The following is a 15,867-nucleotide window of genomic DNA, read 5'->3' as shown; positions in this document are numbered from 1 at the left end:
GTCAGGTGCGTCTCTTGACAATGCGGGGATGGGGCATTCGGTTCACACCTTAGACTAATTTCCGTACGGCACGAAATGGAAAAACGTTAAACCGAACGATCATGCTAATTTTTGTAGTTTTTATGCAAAAACGCACTGGGGGGCGTCAGGCATTACAATAGCGGCTCCCACTTTTTACCCACGAGATCACGAATATGGCCGTCAATTCCCCCCTGCCCATTGCCTCCGAACTGAAGCCGGTCGCCGGCGTTGAAATCGGTTTTGCCGAAGCCGGCATCAAGAAGCCGAACCGCAAGGACGTGCTGGTGATGAAGCTGGCGCCGAGCGCCACCGTGGCCGGCGTGTTCACGCTGAACCGCTTCTGCGCCGCGCCGGTGCAGATCGCCAAGGCGCACCTGGCGGCCGCCAAAACCAGCGGCAAGCCGATTGCCGCGCTGCTGGTCAACACCGGCAACGCCAACGCCGGCACCGGCGAGCTGGGCCTGTCGCTGGCCAACGAGACCTGCGTCGCGCTGGCGGCGCAGCTGGGCGTGGACGCGGCGCAGATTCTGCCGTTCTCGACCGGCGTGATCCTCGAACCGCTGCCGGCCGCCAAGGTCATCGCAGGCCTGCCGCAAGCCGTGGCCGGCCTGAAGGCCGACAACTGGTACAACGCGGCCGAAGCCATCATGACCACCGACACCCAGCCGAAAGCCGGCTCGCGCACCGTCACCATCGGCGGCCATAGCGTGACCATGACCGGCATCTCGAAAGGCGCCGGCATGATCAAGCCGAACATGGCGACCATGCTGGGCTACCTGGCGTTCGACGCCAAGGTGGCGCAGCCGGTGCTGGATGAGCTGGTCAAGCACGCGGCCAACCACTCGTTCAACTGCATCACCATCGACGGCGATACTTCGACCAACGACTCCTTCATGCTGATCGCCACCGGCGCCGGCTCGCTGGAAGTGACCTCGACCTCGCAGCCGGAGTACGCGCAGCTGCGCGACGCCGTCACCGAACTGTCGCTGTTCCTGGCGCAAGCCATCGTGCGCGACGGCGAAGGCGCCACCAAGTTCATGAGCATCGTGGTGGAAGAGGGCGCGAACGTGGAAGAGTGCCGCAAGATCGCCTATTCGATCGGTCACTCGCCGCTGGTGAAGACTGCGTTCTTCGCTTCCGATCCTAACCTGGGCCGCATTCTGGCCGCGATCGGCTACGCCGGCGTCGATGATCTGGATGTGTCGAAACTGAACCTGTACCTGGACGATGTGTGGGTGGCCAAGAACGGCGGCCGCAATCCGGACTACAAGGAAGAAGACGGCCAGCGCGTGATGCAGAAGAGCGAGATCGTGGTGCGCGTGAAGCTGGCGCGCGGCGCGGCCTCGGCCACCGTGTACACCTGCGACCTGTCGCACGATTACGTGTCGATCAACGCCGACTACCGCTCGTAAGATGTCGGCCGCCCTCGAACAATTCCTGGCGCGCGCCGAGTCGCTGCTGGCGCGCGTGGAAGCCATCCTGCCGCCGGCTGCGCCGCAGACCGACTGGGATCGCGGCTACGCTTTCCGTTGGCGCAAGCGCGCCAATGGCCCGAGCTACCTGCAGGCGGTGGCGCATGTGTCGAACATCGCGCTGGACGATTTGCAGCACGTCGGCCCGCAGAAAGAGCAGATCGAGCAGAACACTCGCCAGTTCGTGTCGGGCAAGCCGGCCAACAACGTGCTGCTGACCGGCGCGCGCGGCACCGGCAAGTCTTCGCTGATCAAGGCCTGCCTGAACCAGTTCGGCAAGGATGGCCTGCGTTTGATCGAGGTGGACAAGGCCGACCTGGCCGAGCTGCCGGATATCGTCGACCTGGTGGCCGAGCGTCCCGAGCGCTTCATCATCTTCTGCGACGACCTGTCGTTTGAAGAAGGCGAGAGCGGCTACAAGGCGCTGAAGGTGGCGCTGGATGGCAGCATTTCGGCGCAGTCGGACAATGTGCTGATTTATGCGACCTCGAACCGCCGTCACCTGCTGCCGGAACGCATGTCCGACAACATGAGCTACAAGCATGATGAGGACGGCGACCTGCATCCGGGCGAAACGGTGGAAGAGAAGATTTCGCTGTCTGAACGCTTCGGCCTGTGGCTGACGTTCTATCCGTTCAAGCAGGACGATTACCTGACCATCGTTGCTCACTGGCTGTCGTCGCTGGGTTGCAGCGAGCAGCAGATTGCCGATGCGCGTGGTGATGCTTTGCGCTGGGCCTTGCAGCGCGGCTCGCGTTCGGGCCGCGTGGCGTGGCAGTTTGCCAAGGACTACGCAGGGAAGCTGGCATGACGCAGAAACCTGTTGATGTCGCGGTCGGCGTGCTGGTCAAGCCGAACGGCGACCTGCTGCTGGGCCAGCGCCCGGCCGGCAAGCCGTATGAAGGTTACTGGGAATTCCCGGGCGGTAAAGTCGATCCGGGCGAGACTATCCTGGAAGCCTTGAAGCGCGAGTTCGTGGAAGAGCTGGGCCTGACCATCCACTCGGCGGAAGAGTGGTGCGGTGTGGAATACGTCTATCCGCACGCGCATGTGCGGCTGCACTTCTTCATCAGCCGTGACTGGAGCGGCGAGCCGCAGAGCCTGGAAGGGCAGGCGTTTGCGTGGCAGGGAACGGTGGGCGTGGAGCCGCTGTTGCCAGCCACCATACCCTTGCTGGAGTGGCTGGAGCAAGTCCGCTACGCCTGATCCGCCGACACCGTCATTCCGCCCATTGGGCGAAATGACTTCCGGCGAAGGCCGGAATCCATGCTGAATATGCGGTGCGTTGGCGCAAGCGTTCTATGGGCCGCAGCGGCGGACCGCCCACCTTCGCCGGGACGACGCGTGGCTATTCTTCGTCGTGAGCGTCTTTAGGCGGTGCGGCGGGAATGACGTATTTCTCTTCCGCCCACGCGCCTAAGTCGATTTTCTTGCAGCGTTCCGAGCAGAACGGGCGGAATTTGTTTTCCGGCTTCCACTCCACTTTGGTGGAGCAGGTCGGGCATTCAACAACAGTGGTCATGACAGCTTACTTTAGAAGTTACAAAGGGTAAGCTCGAATGGTACATCATCTTCCAGCGGCTTGGGTTTCAGGTCGCCGCCCTGCGAGGTGAAGCGCACCCACAGCATGTACTTGTTGGCCGAAATCTCCGGAATCGCGCCCTGCGATTCATCCAGCGTCAGACGCAGCATCTGGTACACCTTCCCCTGCAACATCTGCTGGTAACTACCGGCTACCGCGATCATCTTGACCGGGCCGCCCGAATCGCGCAGCAAGCGCAGCACCAGCCCCAGCGCGTCGAACAGCGGCGCCAGCGGCGCGAACCAGGTGGCGATGTCGTTGAAGCGCTGCTCGGCCGGGCGCTGCTGCCAGGCGTAGTAGGACGGTAGATCAAACTCGCAGGCGCCGCCCGGAATAATGGTGCGGCCACGGATGCTCATCAGCCATTCGTTGTCGCGCACGTTCTGGCCGGTCTTGCCCTGGGCGGCGACCAGCGCGCTGCTCACGCCATCGAGCTCGTTGAGGATGGCGTCCAGCGTTTCGGCCTGCACATTGGGATTCATGCGGTAGCCCAGCAGCGTTTGGCGCTGGCGCTCCAGTTCTTGCAGCAGGTCCGATTTCAGGTCGGCGCGTCCGGCCACTTCGAGCATGTCGAAGATGGTGGCCAGCGCCACGTGGTGCTGCATGGGATGTTCTTGATGCACAAAGAACTTGAATTTCTCGTACAAATCCTCCAGGCGCAGCAACGTGCGTATGCGCTCGTTGAAAGGATATTCGTAGACGATCAAAATAACATCCCTCTATAGATGGACCTGCAAAGAATTCTCGTGATTTTGAAGCAAGCCAAGCAAAATTACAAACGTTGCGAAGGCATTATTGCCTTTCTAGCGCAAATTACCAGCGAATTTGCAGATATAAGGCGTGCAAACGGTCCACTTGCGCTGCCAAAGTATCGATTCCTGCATTATTGACAATAACATCATCCGCCGCCGCCAGCCGCTCGGCGCGGCTCACTTGCGCCGCCATGATGGCCCGCACCTGCGCTTCCGGCAGGCCGTTGCGCGCCATCACGCGCGCCACTTGCAGCGCCTCCGGACAGTCTACCGCCAACAGGCGCGCGACCCGTGCACGCCACGTGCCCGATTCGATCAGCAGCGGCACCGCGTAGATCACATAGCTGCCGCTGGCCGCCGCCCCGGCCGCCAGCGCGGCGTCGCGGATGCGCGGATGCAGGATGGCTTCCAGCCGCGCCTTGGCGCCGGCGTCGCTGAACACCAGCTGGCGCATGCGGGTGCGGTCCATCGCGCCGTTTGGCTCGGCAAACTCGGGGCCGAACTCGGCCACGATGGCCGGCATGGCCGGGCCGTTGGGCGCGGTCATGCTGTGGGCGATCAGGTCGGTATCAACGATGGTGGCGCCGCGCGCCGCAAACATGTCGGCCACCGTGCTCTTGCCGCTGCCGATGCCGCCGGTCAGGCCGATGGCAAAGGGCTGTGCGCTCATGGATGGACCACGCTCAGGGTGAAGGCCGACAGCGGGCCGCCGTACAGCAGCGCGATCAGGCCGGCCGCCGCCAGGTAGGGACCGAACGGAATCGGGTTGTTGCGGCCGCGCTTGGCGAACACGATCAGGGCGATGCCCACCACCGCGCCCACCACCGAGGACAGCAGGATGATGGTCGGCAGCATGGCCCAGCCCATCCACGCGCCCAGCGCCGCCAGCAGCTTGAAGTCGCCGTAGCCCATGCCTTCCTTGCCGGTGGCCAGCTTGAACAGCCAGTAGATCGACCACAGCGCCAGGTAGCCGAGTGCCGCGCCAATCACGGCGTCCTGCAGCGGCACAAAGGTGGCGTTCACATTCATCAGCAGGCCGGCCCACAGCAGCGGGAAGGTCAGGTCGTCCGGCAGCAGCTGGGTGTCGGCGTCGATGAAGGTCATGGCGATCAGCGCGTACAGGAAGAACAGCGCCGACAGGCCGGCCCAGCCGCTGCCCAGCTTCCACACCACCAGCGCCGACAGCGCGCCGGTCAGCAGTTCCACCGCCGGGTAGCGCGCCGAGATCGGCGCCTTGCACTTGCTGCACTTGCCGCGCAAGACCAGCCAGCTGACCACCGGGATGTTTTCCGCCGCCGTGATCTGATGCTGGCAGTGCGGGCAGGCCGAGCGCGGCAGCACCAGGTTGTAGCGCGTGGTGTGCGGCAGCGGCTTGCCGCTTTCCGAGGCCACGTAGTTATCCGATTCGCGCTGCATCATGATCGGCAGGCGGTGGATCACGACGTTGAGGAAGCTGCCGAACAGCAGCCCGAACAGGCCGGCGATCAGGCTGATGGCCAGCATGCCGGCGGGGGCGAACAACAGGGTAGATTCCGACATGGGCGTCAATCTGCGTTAATTATCACGGACTCAGTTTAAAGCATTACGGCAACATTGCGGACGTTTTTCCGGACTCCCTTATATCCTCGGGGAGATGGGCAAGCGCCGGGAACACTGGCAAGGTGGCAGTTCTGTTTTCCCGCCCGGAGCTATCTTGTCGTCGTTTTCCCAGACACCGCTGTTTTTGCTGCTCGGGCTATTGTTGTCCTGCTTTGCTTTCCTGGCCGCGTTTGTGATTTGCCTGCGCCGTGTAAGGCGCGGCTACGAGGCGCGCCTGCGCCTGCTGGCCGAGCGCGAGCGCGTGGCCACCGGCCTGCACGACACCCTGCTGCAAAGCATGCAGGGCCTGATCCTGCGCATCCAGGGCGTCGGCCACCGGCTGGCGGCCGACAGCCCGGAACGCCTCACCATCGAGCGCATCCTGGACCAGGCCGACGACGTGCTGGCCGAAGGCCGCCACCAGATCCTGGCATTGCGCATGCCGGTGGTGTACGGCGACAACCTGAGCCAGGCGTTGGCGGCCATCGGCCAGTCGCTGCAGGACAATTTCAACATCCCGTTCCGCATGCTGGTCGGCGGCGAGCAGGCTTTCATCGATGGCGACCGTGGCGAGGAAATCTACGCCATCGCGCGCGAAGCGCTGTACAACGCCTTCCAGCATGCGCAGGCCGCCACCATCGAGCTGGAGCTGGTGTATGGCTGCGAATTTTTCCTGGTCTATGTGCGCGACGACGGCAAGGGCATGGCGCAGCCGCCGCGCGGGCTGGCAGGCATGCGCGAGCGCGCCGCGCGGCTGGGCGGTACGCTGGAGGTGTTGAGTTTGCCGGAGCAGGGCACGGAAGTGATCCTCAAGGTGCCGGGCGAAGTCTGTTACCAGAGCCCGCGCAAGAGCGGCTGGCAGCAGCGGCTGGCGGCCTGGCTGGGCCGCACCGAGGCAGGCAGCTAGCGGCGCAGGGCTGGACTGGCTCAGTTGACCAGCGGGCGCGGCCGGTTGCGCATGCCGATGATGCCGCGGCCGAGCGCGATCAGCACGGCGTGGGTGCGGTCGTTGGCCTGCAGCTTGGCCATCAGATTTTTCATGTGGACTTTGACGGTTTCCTCGGCGATGCACAGCTGGCGGCCGATCAGGCGGTTGCTCTTGCCCAGCGCGGCCAGTTCCAGTACCTGGATTTCACGCGGGGTCAGTTCATCGCCGGGCATGTGGCGCGCCACTGCCTGCACCAGCAGCGGCGGCACGTGGCGCCGGCCGGAGTGGACCGCGCGCAGGGTGTCGAGCATGTCGCGCCGGGCCGCGCTTTTCAGCAGGTAGCCGGCGGCGCCGGCCTTCATGGCGCGCATCACCAGCGCGTCGCCCTCGTAGGTGGTCAGCACCACCACGGCGGCGTGCGGGAATTCGTTGCGGATGATGTGCGTGGTTTCAACGCCGTCCAGGTCCGGCATCTGGATATCCATCAGCACCAGGTCGGGCCGCAGGTTGCGGTACAGCGTGATCGCCTCGCGACCGCCGGCGGCCTCGGCCACCAGCCGGAACGCCGGATCGCTGGCCAGCACGCTGGCGATGCCCTGGCGGAACAACGGGTGATCGTCCGCCGTCATCACGGTGATCGGGACCGTGGCCATCTTCAGACCACCGAGCCGAGCTTGAAGATCGGCAGGTACATGGCCACCACCAGGCCGCCGATCAGCACGCCGAGGATGACCATGATCATCGGCTCCATCAGGCTCGACAGCGCGGCCACGGCCTCGTCCACTTCTTCCTCGTAGAAGTCGGCCACCTTGGACAGCATGGCGTCGAGCGAGCCGGACTCCTCGCCGATCGACACCATCTGCGTGACCATATTGGGGAACACGTCGGCGTTCTGCATGGCCACGGTCAGGCTGGTGCCGGTGCTGACTTCGGTCTGGATCTTGCGCGTGGCGTCGAGGTAGACCGCGTTGCCGGCCGCGCCGCCGACCGAGTCCAGCGATTCCACCAGCGGCACGCCGGCCGCGAACATGGTCGACAGGGTGCGGGTCCAGCGCGCCACCGTGGCCTTGCGGATCACCTCGCCGAAGATGGGCAGCTTGAGCAGCAGCTTGTCCATGAAGCGCTGCACTTGCAGCGAGCGCTGCCAGGCGCGGAAGAAGAAGTAAATCGCCGCGAACAGGCTGCCGAAGATGGCCCACCACCACTGCACGAAGAATTCCGACAGCGCCATCACGAACAGGGTCGGCGCCGGCAGGTTGGCGCCAAAGCTGGCAAACACTTCCTTGAAGGCCGGCACCACCCAGATCATGATCACCGCCGTGACGATGAACGCCACCCCGAGGATCGACACCGGGTAGGTCAGGGCCGACTTGATCTTGGCCTTCATGGCCAGCGTCTTTTCCTTGTAGATGGCGAGCCGGGTCAGCAGGTCCTCCAGGATGCCGGCCTGTTCGCCGGCGCCGACCAGGTTGCAGAACAGCGGGTCGAAGTACAGCGGGAACTTGCGGAACGCCTGGTTCAGGCTGGTGCCGGTCTCGATATCGGCGCGCAAATCCATCACCAGCTTGGCCACCGACGGATTGGCGTGGCCCTTGCCGACGATGTCGAACGACTGCAGCAGCGGCACGCCGGCCTTCATCATGGTGGCCAGCTGGCGCGTAAACAGCGTGATGTCCTTGTCGGTGACTTTCTTGCCCGAGCGGTAGGCCTTCTTCTTGACCTTGGTGACCATGATGCCTTGCCGGCGCAAGGTGACGTTGACCACCGCCTCGCCGCCGGCGCGCAGCTCGCCGCGCACCGTCTTGCCGGTCTTGTCCTTGCCTTCCCACGAGAAGACCGACTCCTTGATCTGATTGCCGCCCGATGTTGCCATGATCGCTATCCTATTCGTTGGTGCAGCCGAGTACTTCTTCCAGGCTGGTCAGGCCGCCCTTGACCTTCACCAGTCCGGACTGGCGCAGCGACTTCACGCCTTCCTTCTCGGACTGGGCGGCGATGTCCATCGAGTTGCCGTGGGCCAGAATCAAGGCTTCGATCGCGGGCGTGATCGGCATGATCTGGTAGATGCCGACCCGGCCTTTGTAGCCGCCGCCATTGCAGCGCTCACAGCCGACCGGGCCGTAGGGTTTCCAGCTGCCGTCCAGCTCTTCCGGTTTGAAGCCGGCCTTGACCAGCAAGTCGGGCGCGATGTCGACCGGCTGCTTGCAGTTGCACAGGCGGCGCGCCAGGCGCTGGGCGGTAATCAGGATCACCGACGAGGCGATGTTGAACGGCGCCACGCCCATGTTCATCAGGCGCGTCAGCGTCGACGGCGCGTCGTTGGTGTGCAGGGTGGAGAACACCATGTGCCCGGTCTGCGCCGCCTTGATGGCGATGTCGGCGGTTTCGAGGTCGCGGATCTCGCCGACCATGATGATGTCCGGGTCCTGGCGCAGGAACGATTTCAGCGCCACCGGGAAGGTCAGGCCGGCGCGGTCGTTGACGTTGACCTGGTTGACGCCGGGCAGGTTGATCTCGGCCGGGTCTTCGGCGGTCGAGATATTGATGCCGGGCTTGTTCAGGATGTTGAGGCAGGTGTACAGCGACACCGTCTTGCCGGAGCCGGTCGGGCCGGTCACCAGCACCATGCCGTAAGGGCGCTGAATGGCGTCCAGCAGCAGTTCCTTCTGGTCGGGATCGTAGCCGAGCGAATCGATGCCCATCTGCGCCTGGGTGGCGTCGAGGATACGCATCACGGTCTTTTCGCCGAACAGGGTGGGCAGGGTGGAGATGCGCAGGTCGATGGTCTTGGTCGGCGAGACGATCAGGCGCATGCGGCCGTCCTGCGGCACGCGCTTTTCCGAGATATCGAGCTTGGCCAGCACCTTGATGCGCGACACCAGCTTTTCCTTGATCGAGATCGGCGGCTGGGCATGCTCGATCAGCACGCCGTCGACGCGGAAGCGGATGCGGTAAAACTTTTCAAACGGCTCGAAGTGCAAGTCGGAGGCGCCCATGTTGACCGCGTCCATCAGCATCTTGTTGAGGAAGCGCACCACCGGCGCGTCTTCCACATCGTTGGCGCCGGCGTCGGCCACCGTATTGGGCGCTTCCTCCTCCTCGGCGAACTGGATATCGGCTTCCTCGCCGGCCAGCTCGGCGATGCTTTGCTCGCTGCTCTTGCTGATGCGCGCCAGCAGCTGCAGCAGCGCGTCGTGCGCCACGATGACCGGCTCGACCGTGGACTCGGTCTGGAACTTGATCTGGTCCAGCGCCTGGATGTTGGTCGGATCGGAAATCGCCACCGACATCTTGTTGCCGCGCTTGGCAAGGGCGATCACGCGCTGGGTCTGCATCAGCTTGTGGTCGATGATCTTGGGCGGCAGTGCCTCGATACTGAGCGCGCTGACGTCCATCAGCGGATAGGCGAAGGTTTCGGCGCAGAAGGCGGCCAGCGCCTTGGAGTCGATGCTGCCGCTGGCCAGCAGCACATCAATGAAGGCCTGCTTCTCCGCCACCGACTTCTTTAACAAACCCTCGGCTTGCGGGGCGGTCAGGCGGCCGGCTTGCAGCAATGCCCTTGCCAACCCCGGCATCGGGGCGCCTGGCGCTGCGTTCGGTAGGACTGCTGCCATAGTCGCGTGGGTCAGGTTGGAGGAGGGCGATCCCAAATAATGCTCTCAGGCATTATTTTTGTAAAGCCCGTGAAACAATTTTACTCCGCTCTGTTGCGTGCGCCCACGCGTTTGCTTGCTTTTACCGGCTTTAGCGGGAGGGTGGGCGTCGCAATTTGACGACTTTGATGGCCTGGTCGTGCACCTGCACCACCTCGATGATGCACTGGTCGACCTTGAGGCTGATCGGCGCGTCTGGAATTTCTTGCAACAGTTCCAGCAGCATGCCGTTCAGGGTCTTGGGGCCGTCGAGCGGGAAACTGAGGCCGAGCCGCTTGTTGACGTCGCGCAGCGGGGTGGCGCCGTCGAGCAGGCATTCGCCGCTGGCGTCCCAGCCGAAGCTGTCGGCCTTGGCCGCGCTCGGCGTGGAGGTGGTGAATTCGCCGATCATCTCCTCGATGATATCGTCCAGCGTGACCAGGCCCTGCACCTCGCCGTATTCATCGACGATGATGCCGAGCCGTTCCTTGTTCTCCTGGAAGTACTGCAGCTGGGTGAACAGGCGTGTGTCCTGCGGGATGAAGTAGGGCGTGGTCAGCAGGGCGCGCAGATGATCGGTGCTCAGCTCTTCTTCCTGGTTGAGCAGGGCCAGCACCTTGCGCACATGCAGGATGCCGACGATGCGATTGATCTCGCCTTCATAGACCGGCAGCTTGTTGTGGTAGCAGGTAGTCAGCTCGCGCATGATGTCCTCGAGCGGCTGTTCGAGGTCGAGCGCCTCGATCTGCGCGCGCGGCGTCATGATGTCCTCGACCGAAATGGTTTCCAGATCGAACAGATTGAGCAGGATGGACTTGTGTTTTTGCGGGATGAAGTTGCCGCCTTCCAGCACGATCGAGCGCAGCTCGTCGGGCGACAGGCGCGCATCGTGGGCGTGCGAGCCGGCCGTGATGCCGAACACCTTGAGCAGCATCGACACGAACAGATTGACGAACCAGATCACCGGCTTGGACACCGCCATCAGCGGCTTGAGCACCATGCTGGTGGGCAGGGCGATCTTTTCCGGGAAAGTGGCGCCGATCACCTTGGGCGAAATTTCCGCGAACACAATCAGCAGGAACGCCACGCCGCCGGTGGACAGCGTGATCACGTTGTCGTCATGGCCGAAGGCCTGGATGGCGATCGAGGTCACCAGCGCGGTGGCGGCGGCATTGAACAGCGTATTGGCGATCAGCACCAGCGACAGCAGCTTATCGGTGCGCTCGAGCAGCCACAGCGTCGTGATCGCGCGGCGGCTACCGCGTTTAGCCTCATGGCGCAAACGATAGCGATTGGCCGCCATCAGGGCGGTTTCAGCCATCGCAAAGAAAGCCGAACAGAGAATCAGAAGAAAGAGTGCAAGAAATTGCACCCAAAAGGGCACGGTATCCAAGGGGGATAGAGGTGGTGGGAAGAGCTTTGAATTCTAAGGTAACGCAGCGCCCCATGCAAGTTCAGCATTCGGGGTCAGCTCTGTCATTTGGACAGTCGCGCCCATTCTTTGATGTAGCTCAATACGCAAATTCGCGTGTTTTTGCGTATTGAGCTACATCAATGATTGGTGCTGCATGTCCAAATGACAGAGCTGACCCTGAATTGGGTTAGAACAGCTCGTCGAGTTGTTCGAAGAATTCGCGTTTGGCAGGGTTATCGCGGGTGAACAGCTGGGTAGCAAGGTGGCCGGAGATTTCTTCGCGCAGGTTGCGGTGGGCGAAGGCGATGTCGAGCCAGCGATCGGCTTTGCCGCCTCGGCCGAGGTCAATGAAGTGGAGTTGGTCGTTTTCAGAGACGAAGATATTGCTGTCGCCTAAGTCGCCGTGGGAGAAGACCAACTCTTCCCGCGGCATGGTGGCGTGCAGGCGGGCCAGCAGGTCTTGCGGCGTGGCGATGCCGGGCCATGCGTCGGAATCGTAGTCTTCGTCGATCAGGCCCTGGCCGACCAGGAATTCCAGTTCGCGCAGGCGCACGGCGGCGCCGGAATCGAAGGGGCAGTCGGCGATGGAGATGGACTGCATCTGCCGCAGCGCTTCCTTGAACAGCTCCAGTACGCGCTGCTCGTCCCGCAGGTAACCGGCCAGCGGCGCGCCGGGCACGGCGCGTGTGATCATGTATTCCTGCCGCTCGTCGTGCGCCGTCATGACCACTTCGGGTACGTGTACTTTCCCGGACAGCCACTGCATCACCGCCGCCTCGCGCAGCACGCTGTAGGTGGTGCTGGCATAGATCGACGGCGAGGTCTTTAAAAAGAAAACCTCATCTCCGCGACGGAAGCGGTAAACCTGGCACGGCGACTCGCCGATTTCGTCGCGCTGCAGGATGGCGTTGCCGATAAAAGACTTGATCGTAGCGTGCATCAGTATTTGAAAATAAGGGGCAGGGCAGGGCGAAAGTCTTTTTGCATGCCCTGTACTTCATGATCGTAGCTGATTTCCAGCAGATGCTGCTCGCCATGAGCAAAAGTCAAGCCGCTTGAGCGCGCTGCTTGTGACGCTTGTCCTGATGATGGTGAAAACACTTTAATACCTGTGATTTCGCGCAGGCCGGCCGCATGATGTATCGGCTGCTGCCATTGGCCTCCTTTTGAAACGAAGAACCACATTGGCTCGGTTAGCGGCGTATTGGCCGCGATGCCAATCGCCATGCCGGGCGGCAGATAGGCGGGCTGGTAATCCCACGTCTCGAAGTCTGCGACTTCGCCGGCTTCTGATGGGCGGAAGCAAATGCCGAACGGCGAGGCCGTTCCCTCAGGTGCAAGGCGTTCACTCAGCGTGGTGGGTGAGGTGGTCGGGCTGCGTACTTCGTCCTCGTTGGCGATCCAGAGCAATTCAAGGAAGGCGTTGGCGAAGAAGAAGCGGCGGTTCGCTGTCCCCTGGCCGGGATGGGTATTGCCGGAACCTTCTGTCAGGCCGAAGGCTTTCAACGCTTCGGCTTCCGGCCCGCCCGGCTGCACGCGGATGAAGATGTGGTCTATTTGCATAGCAGCAGGGCGTGGCCGGCGATCGGGGCGCCGTTTTCCTGGCGGGCTTCGATGGCTTGCGAGGCCAGCACGGTGAAGCCGGTGTCGGCGGCCAGCCGTTGCAGGTAGGCGGGCGTATGGGCGTAGCGGTTGGAGGGCCGCAGAGTGTAGTCGGCGCCGTCGCCGGCTTCCACCGAGAAGCAGAAGCGGCCGCCGGGGCGCAATGCGGCGTGCACGGCGCGGAACACGGGGGCGAGGTCGCCAATGTAGACGAAGACGTCGGCCGCCACTGCAAGATCGTAGGCGCCTTCGCCGTCGGCCAGGTAGCCGGTCAGGTCCGCGCAGGACAGTTCATCGTACAGTTGGCGCTCGGCGGCTTTGTCCAGCATCGGCTGTGACAGGTCGACGCCGTGCAAGCGTTTGGAGTAGGCGCGCAGGTAGGGACCGCACAAGCCGGTGCCGCAGCCCAGGTCGACGGTGTTCAGCTCCGACGATGGCGCCACGTGACGCAGCAGCGCATCCAGCACGGCCGGTGTTTTGTAGCCCAGCACTTCGGTCAGGTGCTGGTCGAAGTGGTTGGCGTATTGGTCGAACAGCGAGCGCACGTAGTCGTTTGGCAGCGCGGCCGGCGTTTCGCCTTCGCCCACCGAGGCCAGTGCAAACGCAATCGTTTCAGGATTGTCGCCATGCGCCAGCGCGGCGCGGTAGGCGGCGATTGCTTCTTCGCGCCGCTCCAGCGCACGCAGGACGTTGCCGCGATGGTAGTGCGCCAGCGCGTAATCTGGCCGGTGTTTCAGCGCCTGGTCGTAGCTGTCCAGCGCCGCGCCGAACTCGCCCAGTTTGAACAGCGACGCGCCCTGTGCGCTGTAAGCCTCGGCCCAGTCGGGACGCAGGTGGATGGCGCGGTCGAAGCTCTCCACCGCTTCCGGCAGGTAGCGCAGGCAGTGCAGGGCGTGGCCGCGCGCCAGCCACGCATCGGCGTTACGGTCTTTGATGTTGAGCGCATCTTCGGCCGCGCCCAGCGCGTCGAGGTAGCGGTTCATGTCTTGCAGGACGATGGCGCGATTGCAGTGCGCTTCGGCGTAATCGGGCTTGAATTGCACCGCGCGCTGGTAGCTGTCCAGCGCTTCGTTCAGACGACCCAGCCGGCGCAACGCGTTGCCGCGATTGCTCCATGCCAGCGCATAAGATGGATTCAAGGCCAGCGCGCGTTCATGGCTGGCCAGCGCTTCGTCGACGCGACCGGCGTCCAGCAAGGCGACGCCGAGGTTGCAGTGGGCGGTCGCCTGCGCGTTGTCGAGGTCCAGCGCGCGCGAGATCAGTTCGATGGCGGCGTTGAAGTCGCCTTGCTGGCGCGCGATCACACCCAGCAGATGCAGCGCATCGAACTGGCGCGGGTTGAGCTCCAGCACTTGCCGGTACAGCGCCTGCGCCGGTTCCAGCCGTCCCTGCTGGTGCAGTTCGACGGCGTGTTGTAGGAGGGATGCGGCCAAGGTTTCTGTCATAGTGGCCGCATCTTATCAGGTCAGCTGCCGCGATAGGTCGAATAGGCCCACGGCGACACCACCAGCGGCACGTGGTAGTTCTGGTCGGCGTGCGCCACGCCGAAGGCAAGCGTCACCTCGTCGATGAAGCGCGGCTCCGGCAGTTCCACACCCTGCGCCGCGAAATACTCGCCGGCGCTGAAGACCAGCTCATATTTGCCCTGTTTCAGTGCGTCGCCCTCCAACAGCGGGGTGGAACAGCGGCCGTCGGCGTTGGTGACGTCGGTCTTCAGCAGTTCGCGGCCCTGTGGCCGGACCGCATACAAAGCCACTTTGACGCCGGCGCCCGGCTTGCCCTGGGTGATATCGAGAACGTGCGTACTGAGTTTGCCCATGATTGGTCCTATATTTGCTTGTAACAGGTATCTATTGTCTAAATCATATACCGTCATCGGGTTTGGCATATATGATTAGAGATATAACCCCCATAGACTAACCGGCGCCATGACCACCTACGATAACTACCCGCGCGACCTGATCGGATACGGCCCAAAACCGCCGCATGCCCAGTGGCCCAACAAGGCCCGCATCGCCCTGCAATTCGTGCTGAATTACGAAGAAGGCGGTGAAAACAGCGTGCTGCACGGCGACGCCGGGTCCGAGACTTTCCTGTCCGAGATCATCGGCGCGGCTTCGTTCAGCAATCGCCACATGAGCATGGAGTCGCTGTACGAGTACGGCTCGCGCGCTGGCTTGTGGCGTTTGCTGCGCATGTTTGAGGACCGCAAGCTGCCGTTGACGATTTTCGGCGTGTCGATGGCGTTGAAGCGCAATCCGGAAGCGGTGGCCGCGTTCCAGCAGCTGGGGCACGAAATCGCCTGCCACGGCCTGCGCTGGATCACCTATCAAAATATGGACGAAGCCACAGAGCGCGCCCACATGAAGGAAGCAGTGGAGATCATCCGCGAACTGACCGGCAGCGCACCGCAAGGCTGGTACACCGGCCGCGATTCGCCGCAAACGCGCCGGCTGGTGATGGAGCACGGCGGCTTCCGCTACGACTCGGACTACTACGGCGACGACTTGCCGTTCTGGCAGAAGGTGGACTTCACCAACAAGGAAGGCCAGGCCATGAGCGAGCCGCAGCTGATCCTGCCGTACACGCTGGACACCAACGACATGCGCTTCGCCGCCGCACAAGGCTTCAACTCCGGCACGCAGTTCTTCGATTACCTGAAGGATGCGTTCGATGTGCTGTACGCCGAGGGCGATCCGAATGGCTTGAACCAGCCGAAGATGCTGAACATCGGCCTGCACTGCCGCATCGTTGGCCGTCCGGCGCGCGCGGCTTCGCTGGCGCGTTTCCTCGACTACGTGCAGAGCCACGACAACGTCTGGATCACCCGCCGTATCGATATCGCCGAACACTGGCGCAAGGTTCACCCTTTTGCAGAATGAGATT

General features: G+C 63.1%; 17 protein-coding genes. 5 read left to right on the top strand and 12 right to left on the bottom strand.

Going from position 1 to position 15,867, the window contains the following annotated elements; all coding sequences use genetic code 11:
- The first annotated feature begins 194 nt into the window (after positions 1–194).
- From argJ to BMZ70_RS20680, 3 genes are read left to right on the top strand one after another with little or no spacing between them, the layout of a single operon-like run.
- Positions 195–1,433 (top strand): bifunctional glutamate N-acetyltransferase/amino-acid acetyltransferase ArgJ, encoded by a 1,239-nt coding sequence (gene argJ / locus BMZ70_RS20690; RefSeq protein WP_092278956.1) that lies wholly within the window; start codon positions 195–197, stop codon positions 1,431–1,433.
- 1 nt (position 1,434) lies between these two features.
- Entirely contained in the window at positions 1,435–2,304 is an 870-nt protein-coding gene (locus BMZ70_RS20685; RefSeq protein WP_092278954.1) for an ATP-binding protein, read from the top strand.
- Positions 2,301–2,699, top strand: coding sequence for an NUDIX domain-containing protein (locus BMZ70_RS20680; RefSeq protein ID WP_092278952.1), 399 nt, complete (start codon positions 2,301–2,303; stop codon positions 2,697–2,699). Before BMZ70_RS20685 ends, BMZ70_RS20680 begins: the two co-directional genes overlap by 4 nt.
- A 142-nt stretch (positions 2,700–2,841) precedes the next feature.
- Here the strand turns inward: BMZ70_RS20680 and BMZ70_RS20675 are convergent, their stop codons facing one another.
- From BMZ70_RS20675 to BMZ70_RS20660, 4 genes are all read right to left on the bottom strand, one after another.
- Positions 2,842–3,015 carry a DNA gyrase inhibitor YacG gene (locus tag BMZ70_RS20675; protein WP_092278950.1) on the bottom strand — a complete coding sequence of 58 codons (174 nt, stop codon included), beginning with the start codon at positions 3,013–3,015 and terminating at the stop codon, positions 2,842–2,844.
- An 11-nt stretch (positions 3,016–3,026) separates the two neighbouring features.
- Positions 3,027–3,782 carry a cell division protein ZapD gene (gene zapD / locus BMZ70_RS20670; protein ID WP_092278948.1) on the bottom strand — a complete coding sequence of 252 codons (756 nt, stop codon included), beginning with the start codon at positions 3,780–3,782 and terminating at the stop codon, positions 3,027–3,029.
- Between the two features lie 106 nt (positions 3,783–3,888).
- Positions 3,889–4,497, bottom strand: a complete 609-nt coding sequence (coaE, locus tag BMZ70_RS20665) for a dephospho-CoA kinase (protein WP_092278946.1) — start codon at positions 4,495–4,497, stop codon at positions 3,889–3,891.
- Complete coding sequence (locus BMZ70_RS20660) at positions 4,494–5,366, bottom strand: prepilin peptidase (protein ID WP_092278944.1); 873 nt, start codon at positions 5,364–5,366, stop codon at positions 4,494–4,496. Before BMZ70_RS20660 ends, coaE begins: the two co-directional genes overlap by 4 nt.
- Positions 5,367–5,520: 154 nt before the next feature.
- Between BMZ70_RS20660 and BMZ70_RS20655 the strand changes: the two genes are divergently transcribed.
- Positions 5,521–6,312 (top strand): sensor histidine kinase, encoded by a 792-nt coding sequence (locus BMZ70_RS20655; RefSeq protein WP_165403609.1) that lies wholly within the window; start codon positions 5,521–5,523, stop codon positions 6,310–6,312.
- A 20-nt stretch (positions 6,313–6,332) separates the two neighbouring features.
- Here the strand turns inward: BMZ70_RS20655 and BMZ70_RS20650 are convergent, their stop codons facing one another.
- The 8 genes from BMZ70_RS20650 to uraH all read right to left on the bottom strand — a co-directional run bounded on the left by BMZ70_RS20650 (position 6,333) and on the right by uraH (position 14,800).
- A complete protein-coding gene (locus BMZ70_RS20650) occupies positions 6,333–6,986 on the bottom strand; it encodes a response regulator (RefSeq protein ID WP_092278940.1) in 654 nt (217 codons plus the stop codon).
- A 2-nt stretch (positions 6,987–6,988) separates the two neighbouring features.
- Positions 6,989–8,206: a type II secretion system F family protein gene (locus BMZ70_RS20645; RefSeq protein WP_092278938.1), complete on the bottom strand. Its 1,218-nt coding sequence runs from the start codon at positions 8,204–8,206 to the stop codon at positions 6,989–6,991.
- 10 nt (positions 8,207–8,216) lie between these two features.
- The gene (pilB, locus tag BMZ70_RS20640; protein ID WP_092278936.1) at positions 8,217–9,947 is read right to left on the bottom strand and encodes a type IV-A pilus assembly ATPase PilB; all 1,731 of its coding nucleotides are present in this window, start codon (positions 9,945–9,947) and stop codon (positions 8,217–8,219) included.
- 130 nt (positions 9,948–10,077) lie between these two features.
- Positions 10,078–11,358 carry an HlyC/CorC family transporter gene (locus tag BMZ70_RS20635; RefSeq protein ID WP_092278934.1) on the bottom strand — a complete coding sequence of 427 codons (1,281 nt, stop codon included), beginning with the start codon at positions 11,356–11,358 and terminating at the stop codon, positions 10,078–10,080.
- Positions 11,359–11,566: 208 nt separating this feature from the next.
- Entirely contained in the window at positions 11,567–12,319 is a 753-nt protein-coding gene (locus BMZ70_RS20630) for an APH(3') family aminoglycoside O-phosphotransferase (protein ID WP_092278932.1), read from the bottom strand.
- Complete coding sequence (locus BMZ70_RS20625; RefSeq protein ID WP_092278930.1) at positions 12,319–12,942, bottom strand: VOC family protein; 624 nt, start codon at positions 12,940–12,942, stop codon at positions 12,319–12,321. The genes BMZ70_RS20630 and BMZ70_RS20625 overlap by 1 nt, the downstream gene beginning before the upstream one ends.
- Positions 12,933–14,426: a tetratricopeptide repeat protein gene (locus BMZ70_RS20620; protein WP_092278928.1), complete on the bottom strand. Its 1,494-nt coding sequence runs from the start codon at positions 14,424–14,426 to the stop codon at positions 12,933–12,935. Before BMZ70_RS20620 ends, BMZ70_RS20625 begins: the two co-directional genes overlap by 10 nt.
- Positions 14,427–14,446: 20 nt before the next feature.
- Positions 14,447–14,800, bottom strand: coding sequence for a hydroxyisourate hydrolase (uraH, locus tag BMZ70_RS20615; RefSeq protein WP_092278926.1), 354 nt, complete (start codon positions 14,798–14,800; stop codon positions 14,447–14,449).
- Positions 14,801–14,909: 109 nt separating this feature from the next.
- On the opposite strand from uraH, the gene puuE reads away from it, so the two are divergent.
- Positions 14,910–15,863 (top strand): allantoinase PuuE, encoded by a 954-nt coding sequence (gene puuE / locus BMZ70_RS20610; protein WP_092278924.1) that lies wholly within the window; start codon positions 14,910–14,912, stop codon positions 15,861–15,863.
- Positions 15,864–15,867: the final 4 nt, after the last annotated feature.

The sequence above is a fragment of the Duganella sp. CF402 genome (genome assembly GCF_900109645.1).
Classification (GTDB): domain Bacteria; phylum Pseudomonadota; class Gammaproteobacteria; order Burkholderiales; family Burkholderiaceae_D; genus Rugamonas.
The sequence above is the reverse complement of the archived record's forward strand: the minus strand, read 5'-3'. Positions and strand labels throughout refer to the sequence as shown.

What these genes read in the sequence shown, in the direction of transcription:
- argJ (WP_092278956.1), top strand. Translation starts at nt 195, where the DNA reads ATGGCCGTCAATTCCCCCCTGCCCATTGCCTCCGAACTGAAGCCGGTC.
- BMZ70_RS20685 (WP_092278954.1), top strand. Translation starts at nt 1,435, where the DNA reads ATGTCGGCCGCCCTCGAACAATTCCTGGCGCGCGCCGAGTCGCTGCTG.
- BMZ70_RS20680 (WP_092278952.1), top strand. Translation starts at nt 2,301, where the DNA reads ATGACGCAGAAACCTGTTGATGTCGCGGTCGGCGTGCTGGTCAAGCCG.
- BMZ70_RS20675 (WP_092278950.1), bottom strand. Translation starts at nt 3,015, where the DNA reads ATGACCACTGTTGTTGAATGCCCGACCTGCTCCACCAAAGTGGAGTGG.
- coaE (WP_092278946.1), bottom strand. Translation starts at nt 4,497, where the DNA reads ATGAGCGCACAGCCCTTTGCCATCGGCCTGACCGGCGGCATCGGCAGC.
- BMZ70_RS20660 (WP_092278944.1), bottom strand. Translation starts at nt 5,366, where the DNA reads ATGTCGGAATCTACCCTGTTGTTCGCCCCCGCCGGCATGCTGGCCATC.
- BMZ70_RS20650 (WP_092278940.1), bottom strand. Translation starts at nt 6,986, where the DNA reads ATGGCCACGGTCCCGATCACCGTGATGACGGCGGACGATCACCCGTTG.
- BMZ70_RS20645 (WP_092278938.1), bottom strand. Translation starts at nt 8,206, where the DNA reads ATGGCAACATCGGGCGGCAATCAGATCAAGGAGTCGGTCTTCTCGTGG.
- pilB (WP_092278936.1), bottom strand. Translation starts at nt 9,947, where the DNA reads ATGGCAGCAGTCCTACCGAACGCAGCGCCAGGCGCCCCGATGCCGGGG.
- BMZ70_RS20630 (WP_092278932.1), bottom strand. Translation starts at nt 12,319, where the DNA reads ATGCACGCTACGATCAAGTCTTTTATCGGCAACGCCATCCTGCAGCGC.
- BMZ70_RS20625 (WP_092278930.1), bottom strand. Translation starts at nt 12,942, where the DNA reads ATGCAAATAGACCACATCTTCATCCGCGTGCAGCCGGGCGGGCCGGAA.
- BMZ70_RS20620 (WP_092278928.1), bottom strand. Translation starts at nt 14,426, where the DNA reads ATGACAGAAACCTTGGCCGCATCCCTCCTACAACACGCCGTCGAACTG.
- uraH (WP_092278926.1), bottom strand. Translation starts at nt 14,800, where the DNA reads ATGGGCAAACTCAGTACGCACGTTCTCGATATCACCCAGGGCAAGCCG.
- puuE (WP_092278924.1), top strand. Translation starts at nt 14,910, where the DNA reads ATGACCACCTACGATAACTACCCGCGCGACCTGATCGGATACGGCCCA.